This window comes from Terrisporobacter muris (assembly GCF_024621905.1).
Lineage (GTDB): Bacteria > Bacillota > Clostridia > Peptostreptococcales > Peptostreptococcaceae > Terrisporobacter > Terrisporobacter muris.
In genome coordinates, this window is sequence record NZ_JANKBY010000364.1 from 1 (window position 1) to 3,231 (window position 3,231).

3 protein-coding genes are annotated in these 3,231 nt (G+C 27.2%); all 3 read right to left on the reverse strand.

The window, feature by feature from the left end; all coding sequences use genetic code 11:
• Positions 1-75: 75 nt before the first annotated feature.
• Entirely contained in the window at positions 76-765 is a 690-nt protein-coding gene (locus tag NSA58_RS17820) for a polysaccharide deacetylase family protein (protein WP_039679806.1), read from the reverse strand.
• Positions 756-1,832: an MGDG synthase family glycosyltransferase gene (locus tag NSA58_RS17825; RefSeq protein WP_074078874.1), complete on the reverse strand. Its 1,077-nt coding sequence runs from the start codon at positions 1,830-1,832 to the stop codon at positions 756-758. Before NSA58_RS17825 ends, NSA58_RS17820 begins: the two co-directional genes overlap by 10 nt.
• A 246-nt stretch (positions 1,833-2,078) precedes the next feature.
• Complete coding sequence (locus NSA58_RS17830; protein WP_139045042.1) at positions 2,079-3,083, reverse strand: YeiH family protein; 1,005 nt, start codon at positions 3,081-3,083, stop codon at positions 2,079-2,081.
• Positions 3,084-3,231: the final 148 nt, after the last annotated feature.

Genomic DNA, 3,231 nt, shown 5'->3' on the forward strand with positions numbered 1-3,231 from the left:
ATTATATAAAAGGTTAATAAAATTAACCCAATAAATAGTCCACCATTTTTTAACATATTCTTTGGCGAAACTTTTTTATTCATAATAATCCTCCATAATTAAAAATTTATAGCCTTCTTTCTTCCATATTGGAATTGCTTTTTCTAAGGCCTTTATAGTTCTTGATGGTGCCTCGTTTTCGCCACGTCCATCATGTAAACATATTATACTACCATCTTTACTTCTTCTTAATAATTTATCACATATAATATCAGCTGTTGTATTACCTTCCCAATCTTGTGCCATAACATCCCACAATATTTTAGTTAGGTTGTGCCTTTTTACTTCATAATTTGTAAATATATTGCAATGCCCCCAAGGAGGTCTATAATACTTCACATCAACACCAAGTTCCTTCATTGTTTTTACACTTTGTTCAAAATCATAAGAAGTGTATGCTTTACTTTGAAATAATGCATTTTTATGTTCAAAAGAATGAAGAGCTATACAGTGACCTTCTTCTTTCATTCTATTTACTATTATAGGATTTTTCTTAGCAAAAGTTGCTACCATAAAAAAAGTTGCCTTTATATTATGTTTTTTTAACAAATCCAAAAGACAAGATGTATACTTTTCATCTGGACCATCATCAAAAGTTAAATAAAGTACTTTTTCATTTAACTTATTTTTCTTTGTTAATTTATGTTGAAGTTTATATAGATAAGTTGGCACAATACTATAGCACAGCAATATTATTGCCAATATTATCATAATTTTTAATAACATGCATTTAACCCTCCATAATAGTAATTAAGTGGTGATGCACTTTGTAATTTTTCTTTTTCAAGTAGTATATTTTCTTTCATACTTTCTAAAAGCAGTTCATTATTTAGCAAAGATGTTACATCTTCATAAATATCCACACCTTTAGTCCATACTACTTTACCAATACAACTATCTTGTATATATTTAGCATTTCCTATTTCCTGATATAAAAATGGTCTAATAACATATAATGGCGTTTCACTAAAAAGAGCTTCAAATAATGTTATTCCACCAGATTTTGAAATTATCAAATCTGCTTTTTTCATATATTTATCAACTTTATCAGTATAACCTATTGCCTCTATATTAGGGTACTGATTTTTTATAAGTTCTAGTAGTTTTTTATTTTTTCCGGCAATAAAGGTTATTTTTACATTATCATCTTTTGAAAGACTTTCTAAAAAATCCAAAGAACATGGAATAAGGCCTAAGCCTCCACCAATTACTAATACTTCTTTTTTATCTTTTATTTTTCCAATTATTTTTTCTTCCTTAAATTTTTGTCTTATAGGAATTCCACTAATTACTATCTTATCACTTTCCACACTTTTGCACAAAAGTGATTTTTTTGTTATCTCACTACCTACAAAATACATATCTGTTTTTTCACTAATCCATTCCTCATTTACAGATATATCTGTAATATAAGTATAAAGAGGAATATTAGAATTTCTCATTTTTTTGTATGCAGAAAAATATTGAGAGCATGCAGGAAAAGTAGAAACTACTAAGTCCACATCATTGTTTTTTAATAATAAATCTATTTTTTTTGTCACTGATTTTTTAAGTGGTACACTAGTTCTTTTTGCTACAACTTTATTAAAACAATTATAAATTAAAGAAAACTTATCAACCATAAAATTGAAACAATCGTATATTACTTTACTAAGTTTTGGAAATATATACTCTATCATGTCGATTATAATTACTGTTGCCTCTGGTTTATCTTTTAATATTTCTTCTTTAACAGCCTGTGCTGCTGAGTAGTGACCCATTCCAAATGCCCCTGTAAATATTAATACCTTCATTTTAATTACCTCGCAATCTTTTAACTAAGCATAGTATACATTAATTATTTTCCTGGTGCCTTTACATTTTCGTAAGATTAAGTAATATAATAGGCATTTTAACTTACATTTTCGTCACATTTACTTTTTCTTAATTTAAGTAATCAAAAAAGTCATATTAAAATAACATTTTTAATATGACTTTCAATCAACTTTAGCAACGTCCCAATATCTTGACAAGATATTCGAAGCTAATTTTTTATTTAATTATAATAATACAGCCATTAAAACTATAGCTGAAACAATTTGTAAAAGTCCTACAAATAGTCCATACAATGATGCATTTTTTCCTTGTTTAATTAAATCTTTTATATTAACTCTAAGTCCTATAGCTGCTAGGGCTATTATTTCTAATACATGACTTATTTCTTTGCACATAGCTGATAAGCTATCTGGTATTATATGAGCGGAAAATAGGCCACACATTATGAAAAATCCTATTACATACCATGGTACTTTTATTTTTTTCTCCTCAACCTCTTCTATCTCTTCGTTTATTATTTCTTTATTATTTTTATTTTTTATATGACCAAAAGAAAAAACTACAAATACTAAGAATATAATACGTACTATTTTAAATATTGTAGAAAGATCCTTAACACCTTCATTTACCATAGCCCCACTGGCAACAACTTGTCCGACAGATTGTAATATACCACCTATCATGCCTGATGTATGTAGTAAATCATTATTATATATAAACTTAGCTATGGCAGGTAATACAAACATTAAAATAATTCCTGTAACATTTACTATTGTTATTGCTATACCTTTTTCATCATCCTTAGCATCTATTACTGGCGCTGTTGCTGCTATGGCAGAAGAACCACAAACGGCATTACCACTTGCCATTAAAAATCTAAAGTTTTCACCAAATCCTAATTTTTTTCCTATATATATAGTTCCTATAATAGTAACTGTCATTTGTAATATAATAAAAACAACTCCGCTAAACCCTATTTCTGAAATTGTACTTATACTAAGAGTTGCTCCAAGTAAAACTATCGAATATGATAATAAATCAGACTCAGAATATTTGTATCCACTTTGAAAAACTTTTTGATTTAAAAATATATTACCAACAAACATACCTAAAAAAATGGCTATAGAAGCAGCCCCTAAGGATGGTACAAATTTTCCTAAAAACATACTAATAATTGCCACCATAATTGCTACCAAAAGACCAGGTAGTATATCTTTTATTTTAGTCATAATATTTCTTCCCATTGTTGTCTTATTTTTCCTTTCTTATCTTTTTATTGTTTTATCTCCAAAAATAGTATAATATGTTTAAAATAATAAGTAAAATAACTATTTTTTATGATAATAATAAGTAAAATTAATGGTTATAATAATAGAG

What these genes read in the sequence shown, in the direction of transcription:
- NSA58_RS17825 (WP_074078874.1), bottom strand. Translation starts at nt 1,832, where the DNA reads ATGAAGGTATTAATATTTACAGGGGCATTTGGAATGGGTCACTACTCA.
- NSA58_RS17820 (WP_039679806.1), bottom strand. Translation starts at nt 765, where the DNA reads ATGTTATTAAAAATTATGATAATATTGGCAATAATATTGCTGTGCTAT.
- NSA58_RS17830 (WP_139045042.1), bottom strand. Translation starts at nt 3,083, where the DNA reads ATGACTAAAATAAAAGATATACTACCTGGTCTTTTGGTAGCAATTATG.